Source organism: Xanthomonas sp. LMG 12461 (assembly GCF_009192935.1).
In the GTDB taxonomy this organism is placed as follows: Bacteria; Pseudomonadota; Gammaproteobacteria; order Xanthomonadales; family Xanthomonadaceae; genus Xanthomonas_A; species Xanthomonas_A sontii.
The window spans coordinates 39974-57752 of sequence record NZ_NQYT01000061.1 but is presented as its reverse complement, the minus strand read 5'-3'; the positions used below and the strand labels follow the sequence as shown (position 1 = coordinate 57752).

General features: G+C 70.4%; 16 protein-coding genes. 7 read left to right on the top strand and 9 right to left on the bottom strand.

The window, feature by feature from the left end:
* Window positions 1–92: 92 nt before the first annotated feature.
* Genes CEK68_RS15900 through CEK68_RS15890 form a run of 3 tightly spaced genes read right to left on the bottom strand, consistent with a single transcriptional unit; the run spans window position 93 to window position 1643 of the window.
* Complete coding sequence (locus CEK68_RS15900; RefSeq protein ID WP_152239970.1) at window positions 93–923, bottom strand: MBL fold metallo-hydrolase; 831 nt, start codon at window positions 921–923, stop codon at window positions 93–95.
* On the bottom strand, window positions 920–1270 hold the full coding sequence (locus tag CEK68_RS15895) for a metalloregulator ArsR/SmtB family transcription factor (RefSeq protein ID WP_152181042.1): 351 nt from the start codon (window positions 1268–1270) through the stop codon (window positions 920–922). Before CEK68_RS15895 ends, CEK68_RS15900 begins: the two co-directional genes overlap by 4 nt.
* 4 nt (window positions 1271–1274) lie before the next feature.
* Window positions 1275–1643 carry a rhodanese-like domain-containing protein gene (locus tag CEK68_RS15890; RefSeq protein ID WP_017909974.1) on the bottom strand — a complete coding sequence of 123 codons (369 nt, stop codon included), beginning with the start codon at window positions 1641–1643 and terminating at the stop codon, window positions 1275–1277.
* Between the two features lie 385 nt (window positions 1644–2028).
* On the opposite strand from CEK68_RS15890, the gene CEK68_RS15885 reads away from it, so the two are divergent.
* The 4 genes from CEK68_RS15885 (at window position 2029) to trxC (ending at window position 7194) form a co-directional block, all read left to right on the top strand.
* Window positions 2029–2979, top strand: coding sequence for an efflux RND transporter periplasmic adaptor subunit (locus CEK68_RS15885; protein WP_156117322.1), 951 nt, complete (start codon window positions 2029–2031; stop codon window positions 2977–2979).
* Window position 2980: 1 nt separating this feature from the next.
* Entirely contained in the window at window positions 2981–6196 is a 3216-nt protein-coding gene (locus tag CEK68_RS15880) for an efflux RND transporter permease subunit (RefSeq protein ID WP_152239968.1), read from the top strand.
* 78 nt (window positions 6197–6274) lie between these two features.
* Window positions 6275–6754 carry an OsmC family protein gene (locus CEK68_RS15875; protein WP_152239967.1) on the top strand — a complete coding sequence of 160 codons (480 nt, stop codon included), beginning with the start codon at window positions 6275–6277 and terminating at the stop codon, window positions 6752–6754.
* Window positions 6751–7194, top strand: a complete 444-nt coding sequence (gene trxC, locus CEK68_RS15870) for a thioredoxin TrxC (protein WP_152239966.1) — start codon at window positions 6751–6753, stop codon at window positions 7192–7194. The genes CEK68_RS15875 and trxC overlap by 4 nt, the downstream gene beginning before the upstream one ends.
* A gap of 87 nt (window positions 7195–7281) precedes the next feature.
* On the opposite strand, the gene CEK68_RS15865 is transcribed toward trxC, so the two are convergent.
* From CEK68_RS15865 to CEK68_RS15855, 3 genes are all read right to left on the bottom strand, one after another.
* Window positions 7282–8094, bottom strand: a complete 813-nt coding sequence (locus tag CEK68_RS15865; protein ID WP_152239965.1) for a S1/P1 nuclease — start codon at window positions 8092–8094, stop codon at window positions 7282–7284.
* 143 nt (window positions 8095–8237) lie between these two features.
* The gene (locus CEK68_RS15860; RefSeq protein ID WP_152239964.1) at window positions 8238–8858 is read right to left on the bottom strand and encodes an OmpW family outer membrane protein; all 621 of its coding nucleotides are present in this window, start codon (window positions 8856–8858) and stop codon (window positions 8238–8240) included.
* A gap of 248 nt (window positions 8859–9106) precedes the next feature.
* Complete coding sequence (locus CEK68_RS15855; protein WP_017917377.1) at window positions 9107–9736, bottom strand: OmpW family outer membrane protein; 630 nt, start codon at window positions 9734–9736, stop codon at window positions 9107–9109.
* A 160-nt stretch (window positions 9737–9896) separates the two neighbouring features.
* Here CEK68_RS15855 and gap point away from each other — a divergent pair, with 160 nt between their 5' ends.
* On the top strand, window positions 9897–10898 hold the full coding sequence (gene gap / locus CEK68_RS15850) for a type I glyceraldehyde-3-phosphate dehydrogenase (protein WP_017911669.1): 1002 nt from the start codon (window positions 9897–9899) through the stop codon (window positions 10896–10898).
* Between the two features lie 94 nt (window positions 10899–10992).
* Here the strand turns inward: gap and CEK68_RS15845 are convergent, their stop codons facing one another.
* The 3 genes from CEK68_RS15845 to CEK68_RS15835 form a co-directional block, all read right to left on the bottom strand.
* Window positions 10993–11394, bottom strand: coding sequence for a hypothetical protein (locus CEK68_RS15845; protein ID WP_017917378.1), 402 nt, complete (start codon window positions 11392–11394; stop codon window positions 10993–10995).
* 112 nt (window positions 11395–11506) lie between these two features.
* Complete coding sequence (locus CEK68_RS15840) at window positions 11507–11992, bottom strand: hypothetical protein (RefSeq protein WP_152239963.1); 486 nt, start codon at window positions 11990–11992, stop codon at window positions 11507–11509.
* A gap of 137 nt (window positions 11993–12129) precedes the next feature.
* Window positions 12130–13206, bottom strand: a complete 1077-nt coding sequence (locus CEK68_RS15835; RefSeq protein ID WP_017917380.1) for a cache domain-containing protein — start codon at window positions 13204–13206, stop codon at window positions 12130–12132.
* A 258-nt stretch (window positions 13207–13464) separates the two neighbouring features.
* On the opposite strand from CEK68_RS15835, the gene CEK68_RS15830 reads away from it, so the two are divergent.
* Both CEK68_RS15830 and CEK68_RS15825 read left to right on the top strand, forming a co-directional pair.
* Window positions 13465–16212 carry a DUF2339 domain-containing protein gene (locus CEK68_RS15830; protein WP_152239962.1) on the top strand — a complete coding sequence of 916 codons (2748 nt, stop codon included), beginning with the start codon at window positions 13465–13467 and terminating at the stop codon, window positions 16210–16212.
* Entirely contained in the window at window positions 16209–17573 is a 1365-nt protein-coding gene (locus CEK68_RS15825; RefSeq protein ID WP_152236158.1) for a DUF3999 domain-containing protein, read from the top strand. The genes CEK68_RS15830 and CEK68_RS15825 overlap by 4 nt, the downstream gene beginning before the upstream one ends.
* Window positions 17574–17779: the final 206 nt, after the last annotated feature.

Below are 17779 nucleotides of genomic sequence, written 5' to 3'. Positions count from 1 at the left end.
GCGATGCGACAGGGCGCGGCGGCGCGCGCGCCTACGGTCGCGCAGCGCTGTCGCAACTCCGCATCCTAGCGCGCCGGCGGCGCGCTGCCTGCTCACGCCGCCGGCGGCGCCAGGTCGTCGGTGCGGCCGGCCTGGATGTTGGCGCGCACCGACGGCTGCATCAGCCGCGGCTCGGCCAGCGTCGCATCGCGCGCCTGGCGCAAGGCCACGAAGGCCGCTTCTTCGATGCCATCGCGCACATGGATGTTGCTGCGGCGCTGTTCGCCGATGCTGGTCTGGCAGGCCACCGCGCGGCCGCCTGCGCCGTAGTCGTGGCACACGAACACGCGCGTCGCCTCCGGCAGCGCGTACAGCCGCTGGATCGAGCGGTACAGCGTGGCCGCGTCGCCGCCGGGGAAATCGCAGCGCGCGGTGCCGCTGTCGGGCATGAACAGCGAATCGCCCGGGAACAGCGCATCGCCGATCAGGTAGGCGACGCTGTCGCCGGTATGGCCGGGCACGGCGATCACCTGCGCGTGCACACTGCCGATCGCGAAGCGCTCGCCATCGGCGAACAGGTGATCGAAGCCGCAGCGCGCCTGCGCTTCCGCGTCCAAGCCGAACTGCGGCGCGAAACGGGCGCGTACCTCGCGGATGCCGTCGCCGATCGCCAGCGTCGCCTGCGGCCAGCGCTGCTTGAACCATTGCGCGGCGGAGACATGATCGGCGTGGGCGTGGGTCTCGAGAATCCAGCGCAGGTGCAGCCCGCGCGCGTCCAGGCAGGCGGCAAGCGCCTGCGACGGTGCGTCGTCCAGTGCGCCGGTCTGCGGGTCGTAGCCGACCACCGGGTCGATCACCGCGGCGTCGTGGCCGTCCTCGACCACGTAGCTCCAGGTGCCGGAACCGGCGTGGTGGAAGGCGTGGACGTGCGGATGCTGGCTCATCGATCGCTCCGGGTGGCGGCAGGTGGCGCGGCGCTGCAGTAGATGCCGTGCAGCACCTCGAGGATGTGCTGCACCGGGCCGGGCACCAGCGAATAATAGATGGTCTGACCCTCGCGGCGGGTCTGCACCAGTCCATCCTCGCGCAGCAGCGCCAGGTGTTGCGACAGCGCCGACTGGCTCAGCTCCACACGTGCGTTGAGCTCGCCGACCGATTGCTCGTGGTCCACCAGCAGGCACAGCAGCAGCAGCCGCTTCTCGTTGCCGAGCGCCTTCAGCAGGCGCGCCGCCTCGCTGGCGTGCGCGCGCATCGCAGCAGGGTCCAGGGCGGTTGCGGCGCGGCGCGGCATGGGCTCAGAAATCGACCGGGCCACCGGCCGCGGTCCAGCCCAGGAAGCCGCCGGTCAGCGAGCGCACCGCGGTGTAGCCCAGATGCTGCAGGCTCAGTGCCGCCAGGGTGGAGCGGCCGCCGCTGGCGCAGTACAGCAGGATCGGCTGGTCGCGTCGGGCCAGCGCCGGATCGGCGTCGAGACGGAATTCGAGGATGCCGCGCGGGATGTTGATGGCGTTGGGCAGATGGCCCATGGCGAACTCGCCGGGTTCGCGCACGTCGATGATCCACTCGCCGGGCAGCGGCGTGGCGGCGGCATCGGTGTGGGCAGGGGTTTCGTGGATCTGCGCGCGTGCGCGGTCGACCAGGACTTGGGCGGAGGAGGCGGGCATTGGGGGTGCTCGGCGGGAAAGTGCGGCCATCATATCAGTTGACTCTAATATAAGAAAATTCTAATTTATCTCGCGGCCAGCCTCGGGCGGCCGCGCCCGATCTGCCGCGGTGGGGTGCCCACCGACGGCGCGGATGCGCCCTTTCCTCTGGAGTTCGATCATGCGTGTGCTTCGTTGGCCGATCCGCTGTGCCTGGCGTGCTGGACGGCGGCGCGGGACGCTTGCGTCTGCCGCTGCGCCGGCCCGCGGCAGCGGTCGCGCACCCCCGGTGGGCGCGCTCGTGGCGCTCGCGGCGCTGGCGCTCGCTGGTTGTCGCCATGACGCCGAAAGCCTCGCGCCGCCGCCGTTGCCGGCGCTGGCGACTGTGCCGGTGGAGCCCGCGGCCATGGCCTCGCGCTCCTGGGACGGCGTCGTGACCGCGGTGGAGTACGCCGATCTCAGCGCGCAGACCAGCGGGCGCGTGCGCAGCGTCGCGGTGGATGTGGGCGACCGGGTCGCCGCCGGCCAGGTGCTGCTGCAACTCAGCGCGGTGGAACAGCGCGCCAGCGTGGCCAGTGCGCAGGCGCAAGTGCGTGCCGCCACGGCCAGCGCCGACGAGGCCGAGGCCAGCTATCGCCGCTATGTGTCCCTGGCCGGGGCGCAATACGTGTCCCGCGCGCAACTGGACCAGGCCCGCGCCACCCGCGATGCGGCGAACGCCGCACGCGCTGCCGCCGTCGCGCAACTGGCGCAGGCGCAGCAGCCGGCCGACTACACCGTGGTGCGCGCGCCGTTTGCGGGCGTCATCAGCGCGCGTCAGGTGCAGCCGGGCGAGGCGGTGGCGGCCGGGCAGGCCTTGCTGTCGCTGTACGTGCCCGGCGCGCAGCGCATCGAGGTGCAGGTGCCGCAGTCGGATGCGGACGCTGTCCGCGCCGCGCGTCGCGTGCAGGTGCGGTTGGACGATGGACGCCTCCTGCAGATTCCGCAGATGACGGTGTTCCCTACCGCCGATCCACGCAGCCACAGCGTCACGGTGCGGGTGCCGTTGCCGGCGCTGCAGCCGGCCCCGGCACCCGGTACCACGGCCAAGGTCGAGATGCCGCTGGTTGCCGGCGATGCCGCGGAGGCGGCGCCGTTGCGCATTCCGCTGTCGGCGCTGCTGCAGCGGGGCGAACTCAGCGCGGCCTATGTGCTGGCCGACGGTCGGCTCAGCCTGCGGCAGCTGCGGATCGGGCAGCGCGATGCGCAGCGCGTGGAAGTGCTGGCCGGGCTGCGCACGGGCGAGTGGGTGGTGCGCGATCCGGTCGCTGCCGGGCAGGCGCTGGCCGCGCAGCGGCGCGCGCTGGCGGAGCGTTGAGATGGCTGCCGGTTTCGGGATGTCCGGCCGCCTGGCGGCGTTCTTCCAGGCCAATCCGCTGACGCCGGTGCTCGCCCTGCTCGGCCTGCTGCTTGGTCTGGCGGCGGTGGCGATCACCCCGCGCGAGGAAGAGCCGCAGATCGACGTGACCATGGCCAACGTGTTCGTGTCGCTGCCGGGCGCCGATGCGCGCGAGGTCGAACAGCTGCTGAGCACGCCGCTGGAACAGAAGCTCGACGAGATCGAGGGTATCAAGCACGTGTACTCGGTGAGCCGCCCCGGGCAGGCGGTGTTGACCGTCGAATTCCAGGTCGGGGTGCCGCGGCAGACCGCGCTGGTGCGCCTGTACAACCAGGTGTATTCCAACCTGGACGTGTTGCCGACGCAGATGGGCGCCAGCGCGCCACTGGTCAAGCCCAAGGGCATCGACGACGTGCCGGTGATGAGCGTGACCCTGTGGAGCGACGATCCGCAGCGCAGCGCCGCCGACCTGGGGGCGATCGCGCGCACCCTGGAGACCGAACTCAAGCGCATCCCTGGCACGCGCGACATCTACAGCATCGGCGCGCCGCCGCGGGTGGTCACGGTGACGCTGGATCCGGCGCGGCTGGCCGCCTACGACCTCACCGTGGCCGACCTCGGCCAGGCGCTGCAGGGGGCGAACGTGGTGCGTCCGCTCGGCGACCGCATCGGTGGCGGCGGTGCGGTGCCGCTCAGCGCCGGGCGGTTCCTGGCCGATGCCGACGCCGTGCGCGAGCTGGTGATCGGCGTGCACGACGGCCGGCCGCTGCAGTTGCGCGATGTGGCACAGACCCAGGCCGGTGCCGACCTGCCCACGGCCTACGTGTGGTACGGCACGCCGCCCACGCGCGGCGGCCCGGCGCAGGGGCGCGCGCCGGCGGTGACCCTGGCCATCGCCAAGAAGCCGGGCAGCGACGCCTCGGCGCTCACCCGCGCGGTGAGCGCGCGCCTGCAGGCCCTGCGCGGCGAACTGCTGCCGCAGGGCGTGCATGCCGAGGTCACCCGCGACTACGGCACCAGCGCGGCGGCCAAGGCCGCCAAGCTGATCCACAAGCTGGTGTTCGCCACCGCCTCGGTGGTGCTGCTGGTGCTGTTCGCGCTGGGCTGGCGCGAGGCCATCGTAGTCGGCAGCGCGGTGGTGCTGACCCTGGCGCTCACGCTGTTCGCCTCGTGGGCGATGGGCTTCACCCTCAATCGCGTGTCGCTGTTCGCGCTGATCTTCTCCATCGGCATCCTGGTCGACGACGCCATCGTGGTGGTGGAGAACATCCACCGCCATCTGCGCGCCGGCGGCAAGACCTTGCGCGAGGCGATTCCGCCGGCGGTGGACGAGGTCGGCGGCCCGACCATCCTCGCCACCTTCACCGTGATCGCGGCGCTGATGCCGATGGCCTTCGTCAGCGGCCTGATGGGGCCGTACATGCGGCCGATCCCGATCAACGCCTCGGTCGGCATGCTGCTGTCGCTGGCGATCGCGCTGGTGGTGACGCCCTGGCTGGCGCTGAAGCTGCTGAAGCGGCATGTGCCGGCGCAAGCCGCGCAGGCACACGCGCGGGGCGACGCGCCACCGCGCCTGCAGCGCCTGTTCGGGCGCTTGCTGCACCCATTCCTGGATCCTGTCCGCGGCGCGCGCCGGCGCGGCTGGCTGTTCGCCGACATTGCGGCACTGCTGCTGGCCGCGGTGGGCCTGGTCGGGCTGCAGTGGGTGGTGCTGAAGATGCTGCCGTTCGGCGACAAATCGGAACTGCAGATCGTGGTCGACCTGCCCGAAGGCAGCACCGTGCAGGACACCGATGCGTTGCTGGTGGACCTGGCCGGGGTGCTCGACCGCGCGCCCGAGGTGCACGACTACCAGGGCTATGCCGGGACCTCGGCGCCGGTCAACTTCAATGGCCTGGTGCGGCAGTACTTCCTGCGCAGCGGCAACAACGTCGGCGACCTGCAGGTGAACCTGGTCGACAAACACCAGCGCACGCGCCACAGCCATGCCATCGCCCGCGCGCTGCGTCCGCCGCTGGCGGCGATCGCACGCCGGCATGGCGCCTCGCTGAAGGTGGTGGAGGTGCCGCCGGGGCCGCCGGTGCTGTCACCGTTGGTGGCCGAGGTGTACGGGCCGGACTATCCGCGCAGCCGCCAGCTCGCCCTGGCGCTGGAGCGGCGCTTCCTGCGCACGCCGAACGTGGTCGATGTCGACACCAGCGTGGAGAGTGCCGCCACCCGCGAAACGCTGGTGGTCGACCGCGTGCGCGCCGCGCGCCTGGGCGTGAGTCAGGCCTCCATCGCCGATGCCCTGGCCACGGCGGTGCAGGGTCTGGACGTCACCTGGCTGCACGATGGCACATCCAAGGTGGCACAGCCGGTGCGGCTGCGCCTGCCGGGCGCCGCACAGGCCGCCAGCGCGCGCCTGCTGGCGCTGCGCGTACGCGGCGGCGATGGGCAACTGGTGCCGCTGTCGGAACTGGTCACGGTGCAGCGCCTGCCCTGGGACGACAGCATCGCGCACAAGGACCTGCGGCCGGTGGTGTACGTCACCGGCGACGAAGCCGGACGCCTGGACAGCCCGCTATACGGCATGTTCGACCTGGTCGGGCAACTGCGCAGCCACCGGCTCGATGGGCAGACGCTGCAGCAGCATTTCATCGCGCCGCCGGTCGACACCGCCGACTTCGCGGTGAAATGGGACGGCGAATGGCAGATCACCTACGAGACCTTCCGCGACATGGGCATCGCCTACGCGGTGGGCCTGTTGCTGATCTATCTGCTGGTGGTGGCACAGTTCCGCAGCTATCTGCTGCCGCTGGTGATCATGGCGCCGATTCCGCTGACGGTGATCGGGGTGATGCCGGGTCATGCCCTGCTCGGCGCGCAGTTCACCGCGACCAGCATGATCGGCATGATCGCCCTGGCCGGCATCATCGTGCGCAATTCGATCCTGCTGGTGGACTTCGTCCGCCATGCCCTGGCGCAGGGACGCAGCGCCGAGCAGGCGGTGATCGAGGCCTGTGCGGTGCGCGCACCGCCGATCGTGCTGACCGGCCTGGCGGCGATGCTGGGTGCGCTGTTCATCCTCGACGATCCGATCTTCAACGGCCTGGCGGTGGCGCTGCTGTTCGGCATCCTGGTCAGCACCGCACTGACCCTGCTGGTCATCCCGTTGCTGTACTACCCGCTGGCACGGCGCGAAGCGGCGATGTGAGCGCAAGGCTGCGTCCACACGCCGTTACCGGTGCTGGCGTAGAGTCGAAATCCCTTTCTGCGAAGTGGAGTTTCCACGATGCCCATCGGCGATCCGATCCGCGTCACCCTCGAGCAGGACACGGACTTCGCGTTCCGCATTCGCTTCGACGAAACCACGCTGGAGCCCTGGTTGAGCGACGAAACCGCGCCGCTGGGCCAGGAGCGCGGCCCCAATCCCACGCGCATCCTGCTGGCCGGCATCGCCAATTGCCTGGCGGCCAGCCTGCTGTTCGCGATGCGCAAGTACAAGAACGATCCGGCCGGCGTGGTCGCGCACATCACCGCCACGCCGATGCGCAATCCGGAAGGGTTCTGGCGCATTCCGCAGGCCTCGGTGGAACTGCAACTGCCCGTCGCCAACCAGGACTACGCGCAGCTGGAACGGATCCTGGCCCAGTTCGAGCAGTTCTGCGTGGTCACCCAGAGCGTGCGCCAGGGCATCGACGTGCAGGTCACGGTCAAGGATGCGCAAGGCACCGTGCTGCTGGGCGACAAGAGCATCGAGGCCGGCGCATGACCACGCTGCTGCATGTCGCCTGCCCGCACTGCGCCGCGCTCAACCGGGTGCCGGAGGCGAAACTGACGGACGCGCCGCAATGCGGACGCTGCCATCGCGGCTTGTTCGACGCCACACCGGTCACGCTGACCGCCGAGACGTTTGCCGCGCATGCCGAGCGCAGCGAGCTGCCGCTGCTGGTGGACGTGTGGGCGCCGTGGTGCGGCCCATGCCGGACCATGGCCCCGCACTTCGCCGCCGCGGCCGCGCAGCTCGAGCCGCGGCTGCGCCTGGGCAAGCTGGACAGCGACGCGCAGCCGGCGTTGGCCCGGCGCTTCGGCATCCGCAGCATCCCGACGCTGCTCCTGCTGCGCCAGGGCCGCGAACTCGGCCGACACAGCGGCGCCATCGGCACCGCCGAGATCGTGCGCTGGACGCGGGCACAGTTGAATTCTGCGTGACGCTCTCGTAGCAGCGGCTTCAGCCGCGATAGGTTTGCCCAGGAAAGCCCATCGCGGCTGAAGCCGCTCCTGCACGGTGCGCCGGGCTTACTTGCCCAGCGCTGCGTTCAACGTGGCCGCCAGATCCGCACCGGCCTGGCGCAACTGCGCCTCGGCCACCGGGCGCCAGGTCGTCACGTAATCGGGCGGCAGCGTGGCGCCGGGCGGATAGAAGCCCGGACGCAGCATGATCTTGCAGGAGGCCTCGGCCCACGCCGCGGCCGGCGGCGGCAGCGCGCTGCCCGCCGGCGAGGGCGCCGGCAACGGCTGCTTTTCCAGCTCGGCCAGGTAGGCCTGCTCGTCCAGTCCGCGGCTGCGCAGCAGGCCGCTGTCCCACAGCGAGTGCAGATTGCTGCCCTTGCCCTCGAACTGGATCTGCACGGTGTTGGCGCCCTTGTCGCGGGCGTAGCCGGCATGCAGCGGCTGCTGCACGTCGCCGGCGAAATGCACCACGAACTTCAGCGCCTGCGCACGCGCGGCCTGCGGCTGGCTGCGGTCGGCGAGGATCGCGGCCTGGCGGCGCAGCGCCTCGACCGCGCAGTTGCCGTCCGGGCAGTCGCGGGTCTGTTCGTAGTGGCAGTCGTTCTCGGCCAGGTTGACGTAGTGCCAGCGCGCGCTGCGCTTTCCCAGGTCGGGATCGTGTTCGCGGAGCTGGTCGGCCCAGTTGGCGACGCCGGCCAGGGTCGGGTCGGGTTCGCCCTGCAGCAGGGTGCGGACCTGCGCGCGGGCTTGCGGGGTGAGTTGTGTGTCGGCGAGATCGGCGACCAGGCGGTGACCCAGCGGGCCCCAGGCGAAGGCGGCGGACGGTGCGGCGGCGAGGGCCGCGGCGAGCGCGGTGCGAACGAAGGGAGAGATTTTCATGCGCCGATTCTAGCCGGCGCCGACGACGCGGCCATGACGCGCGTCAGGTCTGTTGCGTTGCCGCTCAGCACGGCGGACGCCGGTGCCAGACGGCGTCGCCGACCGCGCCGAGCCGCATCCGAGGACGCGACCCGGCTGCAGGCTCAGAAATACATCAGGTACGCGACGCCGTAGGTGACCGGATCGAGCTTGGCCTTGCCGAGCGTGCTGCCGTCCACTTTCACGTCGCTGCGCATGCCGGTCCAGCGCGCATCCACGCGGATCGCGCTGCGTTCGCCGACCGCGAAATCCACGCCGGCATGCAGCGCCGGGCCAATGCTGTCCTTGAACTTCACGTCGTTGGACGCGAACGCGCCCTTGCCGTCGCTGCCGAGGAAGGCGGTGTAGTTGAGGCCGGCGCCGACGAACGGGGAGATGTCGCCGTTGCCGTTGAAGTGGTACTGCAGCGAGATGGTCGGCGACAGCATCCAGGCGCTGCCGATATCGCCGCCGCGGTCCAGGCCGATCTTCTGCTGGCCGACCAGGCCCTGGATTTCCACGCCGAGGTTGCCGCGGAAGAAGTATTCGTAACTGAACGACACGGCCGGCGCGACGTCGGCGTCGAAGCGCTGGTCGCTGCCGCGCAGCGTGCCGTTGGACGACCCCGGCACCATGCCGTGCAGACCATAGCTGGTGGTGAAGTGGCCGGCCGACTGCGCCGCGGCGGGCAGGGCGATGCTGGCGAGGGCGGCGACGGCAAGGCGACGGAACAGGCGTGGCGGCATGGGAGACCCCGGTGGACGACGAGTGGGCGGATGCGAACCCCGTGTCGGCCTGGCGGGCACCGATCCACATCCGTGTGGCGCGTAGTCTGCCAGAGAAGCGGGGCGGACGCGCTGCGCTCCGGCGAGGCCGCGTGTGCGGCCCGCGCGTCGATCCGGTACGGCCATGCTCCGGAATGGCGCCGCTGCCGCGAGCGGCGCCGATCCTGTTGCCGCCGGCGCCGCAGGTCGCAGCGGCGCCGGCGCCCGTCTCAGAACTTCATCACGTAGGCCAGGCCGTACACCAGCGGATCGATGTGCGCGGTGCCCAGGTCGCTGCCGTTGACCTTGACCTTGCTGTCAATGTCGATCCAGCGCATGTCCACGCGCAGCGCCGACTTGTCGGTGAGCGCGATGTCCACGCCGGCATGCGCGGCCAGGCCCCAGGAGTCGTCCAGCTTGAGCTTGCTGCCGGCCAGCGCGCCGGTGGTCTTCTCGCTGAAGAAGGTGGTGTAGTTGAGGCCGGCGCCGACGAACGGCGAGACCTTGCCGGCGCTGTTGAAGTGGTACTGCAGTGACACCACCGGCGGCAGGTGCTTGGTGCTGCCGACCTTGCCCACGCCCTTGACGCTGATGTCGTGCTCGAACGGCAGCGCAGCCAGCACTTCCACGCCCAGGTCCTGGTGCACGAAGTACTCGAAGGTCACCGTCGGGCGGATGTTGCTGTCGATGCGCAGCGGCAGGGTGCCGCCGGCGAGCGTGCCGTTGTCGGACTTCGGGTTGACCTGGTGGGCGCCGATGCCGATGGTCCAGTCGCCTTGCGATTGCGCCAGCGCCGGCAGGGCGCACAGGGTCAGGGCGGCGGCCAGGCCGGCGAGCAGGAGGGGGGAGGTGGTGCGCATGGTGGAGTCTCGGTTGGGTGTGGGCGCAGTGTCCGGCGCGCCGCCCCATGCCGCCTTGATCCTGATCAAACCGGCGTGCCCGGCGTGGCGCGGCCGGCCTGCTAGAATGGGATTTCCCCTTCCATCCGCCGCGCCAGGCGCGGCCGCAGGAGCTACTGAAATGGCAATCAAGGTCGGCATCAACGGTTTCGGTCGCATCGGGCGCAACGTGCTGCGCTCGGCGGTGCAGAATTTCGGCAGCGACATCGAGATCGTCGCCATCAACGACCTGCTCGAGCCGGATTATCTGGCTTACATGCTGCAGTACGACTCCGTGCACGGCCGCTTCCAGGCGGAGGTGTCGGTCGACGGCAATCATCTGCTGGTCAACGGCAAGAAGATCCGCCTGACCCAGGAGCGCGATCCGGCGGCGCTGAAGTGGGGCGAGGTCGGCGTGGACGTGGTGATCGAGTCCACCGGCCTGTTCCTGACCAAGGAAACCGCGCAGAAGCACCTGGACGCCGGCGCCAAGAAGGTGATCCTGTCGGCGCCGTCGAAGGACGACACGCCGATGTTCGTGTATGGCGTCAACGACAGCACCTACGCCGGCCAGGCCATCGTCTCCAACGCCAGCTGCACCACCAACTGCCTTGCGCCGCTGGCCAAGGTGATCAACGACAAGTGGGGCATCAAGCGCGGCCTGATGACCACCGTGCACGCGGCCACCGCCACCCAGAAGACCGTGGACGGGCCGAGCAACAAGGATTGGCGCGGCGGCCGCGGCATCCTGGAGAACATCATTCCGTCCAGCACCGGTGCGGCCAAGGCGGTCGGCGTGGTGATCCCGGAGTTGAACAAGAAGCTCACCGGCATGAGCTTCCGCGTGCCGACCTCGGACGTGTCGGTGGTCGACCTGACCGTGGAACTGGAGAAGCCGGCCACCTACGCCGAGATCTGCGCTGAGGTGAAGGCGCAGAGCGAAGGCGCGCTGAAGGGCATCCTTGGCTACACCGAGGACAAGGTGGTGGCCACCGATTTCCGCGGCGACGCGCGCACCTCCATCTTCGACGCCGATGCCGGCATCGCCCTGGACGGCACCTTCGTCAAGCTGGTGTCCTGGTACGACAACGAGTGGGGCTACTCCAACAAGTGCCTGGAAATGGTCAAGGTGGTGGCGAAGTAAGCCGCCTGGCGTCGTCCACAAAGAAAGCGCCGTGCGGCGCTTTTTTTGTGTCTGTCCTATCGCCGTTGTGAACCGGCTGCCGTTGGCGCTGCGCTTACTCGGCTTCGATGCGCATGTCCTCTCCGCTACCGGTCACTTTGACCCGGCTGCCGACCGCCAGCCCGGACACCTCGGCACTGGGCTTGGAGACCACCACTTGCGTCTTGTTGTCGAAGCGGACTTTAACCATATAGTGCGCCGCCGGGCCATTGCCGGCGATCTTGGCGCCGACGGTCTTGCCTGCGGCTTCGCCGGCGCCAGCGGCCACTGCCGTTGCGCCGACGTTGGCATTGCTGGCTTTCAAACCCAAAATGCTGCCAGCCATGCCGCCGAGCTTGGACGCGACATCGGTGATCTTCTTAGTGCGCTCAGGCACGTCCGTATTCTTGTTCTCGATCGGCTCCAGCGCCACGATCTCGCCGTGCCGTACTTCTGAGGCCATCGCGGATGCGGCCATCGCCAGTAGTGTCAATGCGATAGCCGACCAAGCGAAGCGGACGAGCGGTTTCTTTGCGGTCATTGATCTGCCCCTGTAGGTATGATGAAGCGCTGGCTTACCTGCGCTGTGCTTACTTGCTTTTCTTTGGCCGGCCCCAGCTTCGGAAGTAAGGATCGCATTTGCTGCCGGCGAAGTCGTAGCGGGTGATGATGCCCTCGGCATTTGCGATGAAGGTGACTTCGCAGTGATGTTCGGCCGGCACATACACCTGCTGGCTGTGCTCGTTCTGTTCGAAGATCGGTGTGGGCGCCATGCCCCCGCCGCCCGGGGTCATGCCGACGACTGCGCCCTGCGTGGTCCAGTAGTCGGTGCGGTAGTGCGCATCGACACCGAAGTTGTATGTATAGGCGGTTTCGTGAGTCTCGGGGTTTTCAGAGGTGTACAGGCCACGGTCTACCGGCCACTGCATCATCAATTCGCCGGCGTCGTGACCGACCCAGCTGCGGGCGATATCTTCGGGTTTGCCGAACATGTCGGCAGAAGAGAGTGGCGACACGCCTAATAGCGCAAAAGCGCACAGCAAGCGCATAACGCAGGAGCGACGAAACCTGTGCATTGCGGTACATCCTTGCTCTAGTGGTGCTGGATCCATGGACGAGCGTATCGAGCGCGATTGCGCGATTTCTATCACGCTCAGGTGACGCCGACAAGCGCCCTTGGATGCTTCCTTGGCTGACCTTCCAATAATATTTCCTACAGCGCCTGCAGGATCAGCGAGTGCCAGCCGGTGCGGTAGGTTTCGTAGCCGGGAGAGGCGGCGTGCGCGATGCAGTGCGGCCGGCCGTCGAGATCGATCAGCACGGCGCCGCGCGGCTGCTTGAACAAGGCATCGCGGCCGTCGAAGTCGATCCGGTCCTGCAGCATGCGCCCGGCCGAGTCGGCCAGCACCCGGCCCTGCGCATCGACGATGCAGACGCGGCTGCGGCCCCATTCGGATTCGGACAGCGGCGTGCGCTGCACGATCGTCTGCGCCAGCGCGTCCCAGCGGAACACGATGCCCAGCACGCCTAGTACGCGGCCATCGACGCGACCGCCGTCGCGCACCGTGCATGCGTACACCAACACGCGCTCGCCGTCGGCCAGCGCGCTGGCATGCACGTCCTGAAAGCCGAATTCCTCGCCGCTGCGCGTGCGCATCGCGTGTTCGAACCATGGCTGCGCGGAGACGTCGCTGCCGACCGAGCCGAACTGCCGTGGCCGGCCGTTGGCGCGGATGCGGCCATCGCTTCCGGCCAGGATCAGGTCGAAGTAGACCGTGTACGAATCCAGGATCTGGCCCATGCGCCGCGAGGCGTAGGCCAGCGCCTCGGCATCGCTGTCGGCACGCGCCGCGGCGACCACCGCGGCGTCGGTGGCCCACCAGCGCACGTCGCAACTGCGCTCGTAGAGGTTGCGGTCGATCAGGTCGATGTTGCTCAGGGCCAGCTCGCTGAGCCGCGTGCGACGCACGTCGTCCTGCAGGCGGCCCAGTGTCTGCCGCATCTCCGCGCTGGTGCGCGCGGCGACCTTGTCCAGGTCCTGGGTGGCCTCGGCCACGCGTCGCGACAGCCCGTCCATTTCCTGCGCGATCACGCTGAAGCCGCGTCCGGCGGCGCCGATCCGCGCCGACTCGATGCGCGCGTTCATGGAGATCATGTGGGTGGTGCGGTTGATCGCGTCGATCCCCTGCAGCGAGCGGCGCAACTGGCCGAGCAACTGGTCGGACAAGCCGACGACGGCGCGAATATGGTCATCGATCCCCGCGTCGGCGGGGTGGGCGGGTAGGTTCATTCATGCTGCCGGTGGGGTGGGAGAAAACAGCAGACGGACGGCGCGATAAGGGGTGTAGCGGCCGCCGGTGCACGGGACTTGAGGACGGTGCGAAGACCGTTTGTCGGAACGCCGGGCCTTGCGCTGACTGGGCTGCGGCCCCGTCCGTGGGCCGATGTCGGTGCCGAACTCGTCTACCATCTGCGCCAGGTCCGGCGCCGCCGGGCTCCCGGTGCGCGCCACGGGCGCCGCACCACCGCCTTTGGAGATGTGAGACGAATGGACAAGTTGGTCGTGCTGGTGGTGTTTGCGGCGCTGGTGGTGCTGGCGTTGCCACTGCTGTCGATCGTGGCCTTGGTTGGGCAGTCGCGCCTGCGCCAGCGGCTCGCCGCACTGGAGGCGCAGGTGGCGCGGATGGCCGCCGCCACGCCTGCCGCCGCAACGGATCGCGCCGATTCCGCGGCCGCTGCCGCAGAGGGCCAGGCTGCCGTCGCCGAACCTGAGCCCGAGGCGGAGGGCATGCCGTTCGCTGCAGGCCTCGACCTTCCGCGTCCAGACCCGTTCGCCGAGCGCGCCGCGGCGCCACCGCCGCTGCCGCCGCCCTTGCCGGTGCCTCCCGGGGACGACGATTTCGCGACGCTGGCCGCCGCGGTCGAACGCGCCGAGCAGCAGCAAGCCCAGGCGCGTACCGCCGCGACGGCCCAGCCCGCCGCGCCGCGTGGGCCGGATCCGATCGAACGGCTGTTGGGCGGGATCAAACGCTGGTTCACCGAGGGCAATGTCCCGGTCAAGATCGGCATGCTGGTGCTGCTGGCCGGCGTCGCCGCACTGCTGAAGTACGCCGGCGACCAGGGCTGGCTGCGCATGCCGATCGAGCTGCGCTACGCCGGTATCGCCGCCGCGTCGCTGGCCGGCCTGGCCTTCGGCTGGCGCCAGCGCACGCGCAAGCGCAGCTTCGCGCTGGCCCTGCAGGGTGGGGCGATCGGCGTGCTGCTGCTGACCGTGTTCGCCGCCTTCAAGCTGTCCGGGCTGATCCTCGCCGGCGCGGCGCTGGCGCTGAGCATCGCCCTGGTCGCGGGCATGTGCGTGCTGGCGGTGGCGCAGGAATCGCGCACGCTGGCGGTGCTGGGCACGCTGGCCGGCTTCCTCGCGCCACTGTGGCTGTCCACCGGCGGCGGCAACCATGTGGCGCTGTTCTCCTACTACGCGCTGCTCAATGCCGCGGTGTTCGCGATCGCCTGGTACCGGCCGTGGCGGGTGCTGAACCTGCTCGGGTTCGGCTTCACCTTCGGCATCGGCACGCTGTGGGGCGTGTTGCAGTACCGGCCCGAGAAGTTCGCCAGCACCGAGCCGTTCCTGCTGCTGTTCTTCGCCTTCTACCTGCTGATCCCGATCCTGTACGCGCGGCGCCAGGCAGCGCGCAGCACGCTGATCGACGGCAGCCTGGTGTTCGGCACGCCGCTGATCGCGTTTTCGCTGCAGGCGGGGCTGCTGCGCGGCGACGGCCTGCCGTTGGCCCTGTGTGCGCTGGGACTGGCGGCGATCTATGCCCTGCTGGCGGCGGCGCTGATCCGGCGCGCGAGCTTCGCGATGCTGGGGCAGGCGTATGCGGTGCTGGCGGTGGGGTTCGCCACGTTGGCGGTGCCGCTGGCGCTGTCCGCGCGCGCGACCGCCAGCGTGTTCGCGCTGGAGGGGGCGGCGTTGGCGTGGCTGGGCCTGCGCCAGCGGCGCTGGCTGCCGCAGTTCAGCGGCGCCGGCCTGCAACTGGCGGCGTCGTTCGGTTTCCTGGTGGGCGTGGAGGACATCGCCCAGGACACCCAGGCGGTGGCCAACGCCACCTTCATGAGCGGGCTGCTGCTGGCGCTGGCCGGCTTCGCCAGCGCCTGGTGCTACCGCCGTGGGCGGGCCGCCGTGCCGGCGCTGGGCTACTACGTGTGGGGGCTGTTCTGGTGGTGCGGGATCGGCGTCACCGAGATCGTGCGATTCGTCGACGCCGACGCGCGTGCCGACGTGCTGCTCGCCTGGGTCGCGGTCAGCGGCTGGCTCGCCGCCGAGGCGCAGCGGCGCTGGCCGGCACTGGCGCTGGCCGCGACCACGCTGGGTGGCCTGGCCCTGGCCTTGCCGCTGGCGGTCTGGCAGGCCGATGTGCACGGGCAGCCGTTCGCCGGGCATGGCGCCTGGGCCTGGGCGCTGTTCGCGGTGCTCGGCGTGCGCAGCCTGCTGTGCCTGCGCGACAGCGGTGGCGGCGTCGCGCGTGCGGCGCAGTTCGTGTGGTGGCTGGTGTGGCCCAGCGTGGTCGGGCTGCTGTGCACCTGGATCGCGCTGCACAGCGAGCTCGCCGCCGGCTGGCGCTGGATGCTGTTGCTGGCGCCCTGGTTGCTGGCGACGGCGCTGTCGCTGTGGCGCTGGAATTGGCTGGCGGCCCCGCTGGGTGCGGCATTCGCGCCGTGCCGCAGCGCGCTGCAGAGCACCTACTTCGGCCTGCTGGCGGTGGCCTGGCTGTACAGCCTGGGCCTGCCCGGCAGCAGCGCGCCGCTGCCCTGGGTGCCGGTGCTCAATCCGCTGGAACTGACCCAACTGGCGCTGCTGGTCCTGGGCGTGCGCTGGACCCGCACCGCGGAGCTGCCGGCGCTGCTGCGGCCCTGGCGCACCCAACTGTTGGCCGGTGCCGGCTTCCTGTGGATCACCAGCGTCACCCTGCATGCGGTGCATTACTGGGCGGCGGTGCCGTGGCCCGGCGTGCTTGGCAATGGCGTGGCGCAGACCAGCCTGACCGTGGTCTGGAGCGTGCTGGGCGTGCTCGGCTGGGTGCTGGGCTCGCGGCGCGGCCAGCGCGGCCTGTGGCTGGCCGGCGCGGTATTGATGGCGGTGGTGCTGGGCAAGCTGCTGCTGGTGGACCGCGGCAACCTCGGCAACGTCGCCGGTATCGCCTCGTTCATCGCGTACGGGTTGTTGTGTACGGTGGTCGGCTATCTGGCGCCGGCGCCGCCGCGCGCTGCCGAACCGGCCGAGGAGGCCATCCCATGATCCGACGTGCGCTGTTTCCATTGTTGCTGGCCGGGTTGCCGCTGTGCGCGTTCGCGACCAGCCAGCGCGACGACTACGCCCAGCAGTGGCCGCTGACCCTGCAGGACGCCGATGCCGGCGCCTATCGCGTGCAGCTCGACGATGCGGTCTACCGCAGCGCGCAGCGCGCCTCGCTGGGCGACGTGGAGGTGTTCAACGCGGCCGGCGACCCGCTGCCGGCGGCCCTGTTCGCCGCCGAACAGGCCGAGACGGCGCCGCGCCGGCAGCCGTTGCCGTGGTTTCCGCTGCCGGCGGCGCCCGACGGGCGGACCCCGGATCTGGAGCTGATCGCCGAGCGCGACAGCGACGGCAGTGTGCGCCGCATCCAGACCCGCGTGGCCGGCGCTGGCTCCGACGCGGGCGCTGCCGGCTGGCTGGTCGATGCCAGCGCGTTGCATGCGCCGCTGCGCGCGCTGTCGCTGCAATGGGCCGCCGCTGCGCAGCCACAGCAGGCGCGCTACCGCGTCGAGGGCAGCGACGATCTGCGCGACTGGGAGGTGCTGGTGGCCGATGCGACCCTGGTCGACCTCAGCAACCAGGGGCACCGGCTGCAGCAACTGCGCATCCCCATCGGCCGCGAAGTGCGCTATCTGCGCCTGCTGCCGCTGGCCGGTGCCGGCGCGCCGCCGCTGACCGGGGTGGAGGCCGAACTGGCACCGACGCCGGTCGTCGCCGACTGGCATTGGCAACAACTGGACGCGGCGAGCACCGATCCCGCGCAGCACGGCTATGCCTTCGTGTCGCCGGGGCGCTACCCGGTGACGCGCGTCGACATCGCCTTGCCCGGCAACAACGCCATCGAATGGCGCGTGCAGAGCCGCGACAGCGCCGAGGCGCCGTGGCAGGACCGCGCCGGTCCATGGTTGGCCTACCAGGTGGGCGGCGGCAGCCGCTCGCCGCCGCAGGCGCTGACTGCGCCGGTGCGCGACCGCTACTGGCGGTTGCTGGCGGCGCAGGACCCGGGCCGGCAGCGGCCGGCGCTGCGCCTGGGCTACCAGCCGGAGACGCTGGTGTTCCTGGCGCAGGGCGCGCCGCCTTATGCGCTGGCCGCCGGCAGTGCGCGCACCCAGCGTGCGCAGGCGCCGCTGGCCGCCGCGTTGCAGGCCTTGCACACCCAGCGTGGGCCGCAATGGGCGCCGGCCACTGCCAGCCTCGGCGCGGCGCAGCCACTTGCCGGTGCCGCGGCGCTGCAGGCGCCACCGCCGCCGCGCGACTGGAAGACCTGGCTGCTGTGGGCGCTGCTGGTCGGCGGTGCGCTGCTGGTGGTCGGTTTCGCGCTCAGCCTGCTGCGCAAACCCGGCGCCGGCGAGGGCACGGGCTGATCGATCCCGCGGCGACGGCGTGCACGCCGCGCCGCGCGCGCGGGGCAGCGCACCGTCCCCCAGCGATTTGCCGCTGTGCGGCCGACGCCGGACAATGGCGGTTTCGCCGGCGCGCGGCGATCGGCCGAACGGCGTGCACCCGACGTTCCGATGCCGACGCCGATACTGCACCGATGGCGCGGTTTTCCCTTTGCAACCCCACGAAA

Coding starts and splice junctions, on each gene's coding strand:
- CEK68_RS15860 (WP_152239964.1), bottom strand. CDS start 8,858: ATGCCGCCACGCCTGTTCCGTCGCCTTGCCGTCGCCGCCCTCGCCAGC.
- CEK68_RS15840 (WP_152239963.1), bottom strand. CDS start 11,992: ATGCACAGGTTTCGTCGCTCCTGCGTTATGCGCTTGCTGTGCGCTTTT.
- CEK68_RS15855 (WP_017917377.1), bottom strand. CDS start 9,736: ATGCGCACCACCTCCCCCCTCCTGCTCGCCGGCCTGGCCGCCGCCCTG.
- CEK68_RS15825 (WP_152236158.1), top strand. CDS start 16,209: ATGATCCGACGTGCGCTGTTTCCATTGTTGCTGGCCGGGTTGCCGCTG.
- CEK68_RS15885 (WP_156117322.1), top strand. CDS start 2,029: ATGGCCTCGCGCTCCTGGGACGGCGTCGTGACCGCGGTGGAGTACGCC.
- CEK68_RS15890 (WP_017909974.1), bottom strand. CDS start 1,643: ATGCCCGCCTCCTCCGCCCAAGTCCTGGTCGACCGCGCACGCGCGCAG.
- gap (WP_017911669.1), top strand. CDS start 9,897: ATGGCAATCAAGGTCGGCATCAACGGTTTCGGTCGCATCGGGCGCAAC.
- CEK68_RS15845 (WP_017917378.1), bottom strand. CDS start 11,394: ATGGCCGCATCCGCGATGGCCTCAGAAGTACGGCACGGCGAGATCGTG.
- CEK68_RS15895 (WP_152181042.1), bottom strand. CDS start 1,270: ATGCCGCGCCGCGCCGCAACCGCCCTGGACCCTGCTGCGATGCGCGCG.
- CEK68_RS15830 (WP_152239962.1), top strand. CDS start 13,465: ATGGACAAGTTGGTCGTGCTGGTGGTGTTTGCGGCGCTGGTGGTGCTG.
- CEK68_RS15865 (WP_152239965.1), bottom strand. CDS start 8,094: ATGAAAATCTCTCCCTTCGTTCGCACCGCGCTCGCCGCGGCCCTCGCC.
- trxC (WP_152239966.1), top strand. CDS start 6,751: ATGACCACGCTGCTGCATGTCGCCTGCCCGCACTGCGCCGCGCTCAAC.
- CEK68_RS15900 (WP_152239970.1), bottom strand. CDS start 923: ATGAGCCAGCATCCGCACGTCCACGCCTTCCACCACGCCGGTTCCGGC.
- CEK68_RS15875 (WP_152239967.1), top strand. CDS start 6,275: ATGCCCATCGGCGATCCGATCCGCGTCACCCTCGAGCAGGACACGGAC.
- CEK68_RS15880 (WP_152239968.1), top strand. CDS start 2,981: ATGGCTGCCGGTTTCGGGATGTCCGGCCGCCTGGCGGCGTTCTTCCAG.
- CEK68_RS15835 (WP_017917380.1), bottom strand. CDS start 13,206: ATGAACCTACCCGCCCACCCCGCCGACGCGGGGATCGATGACCATATT.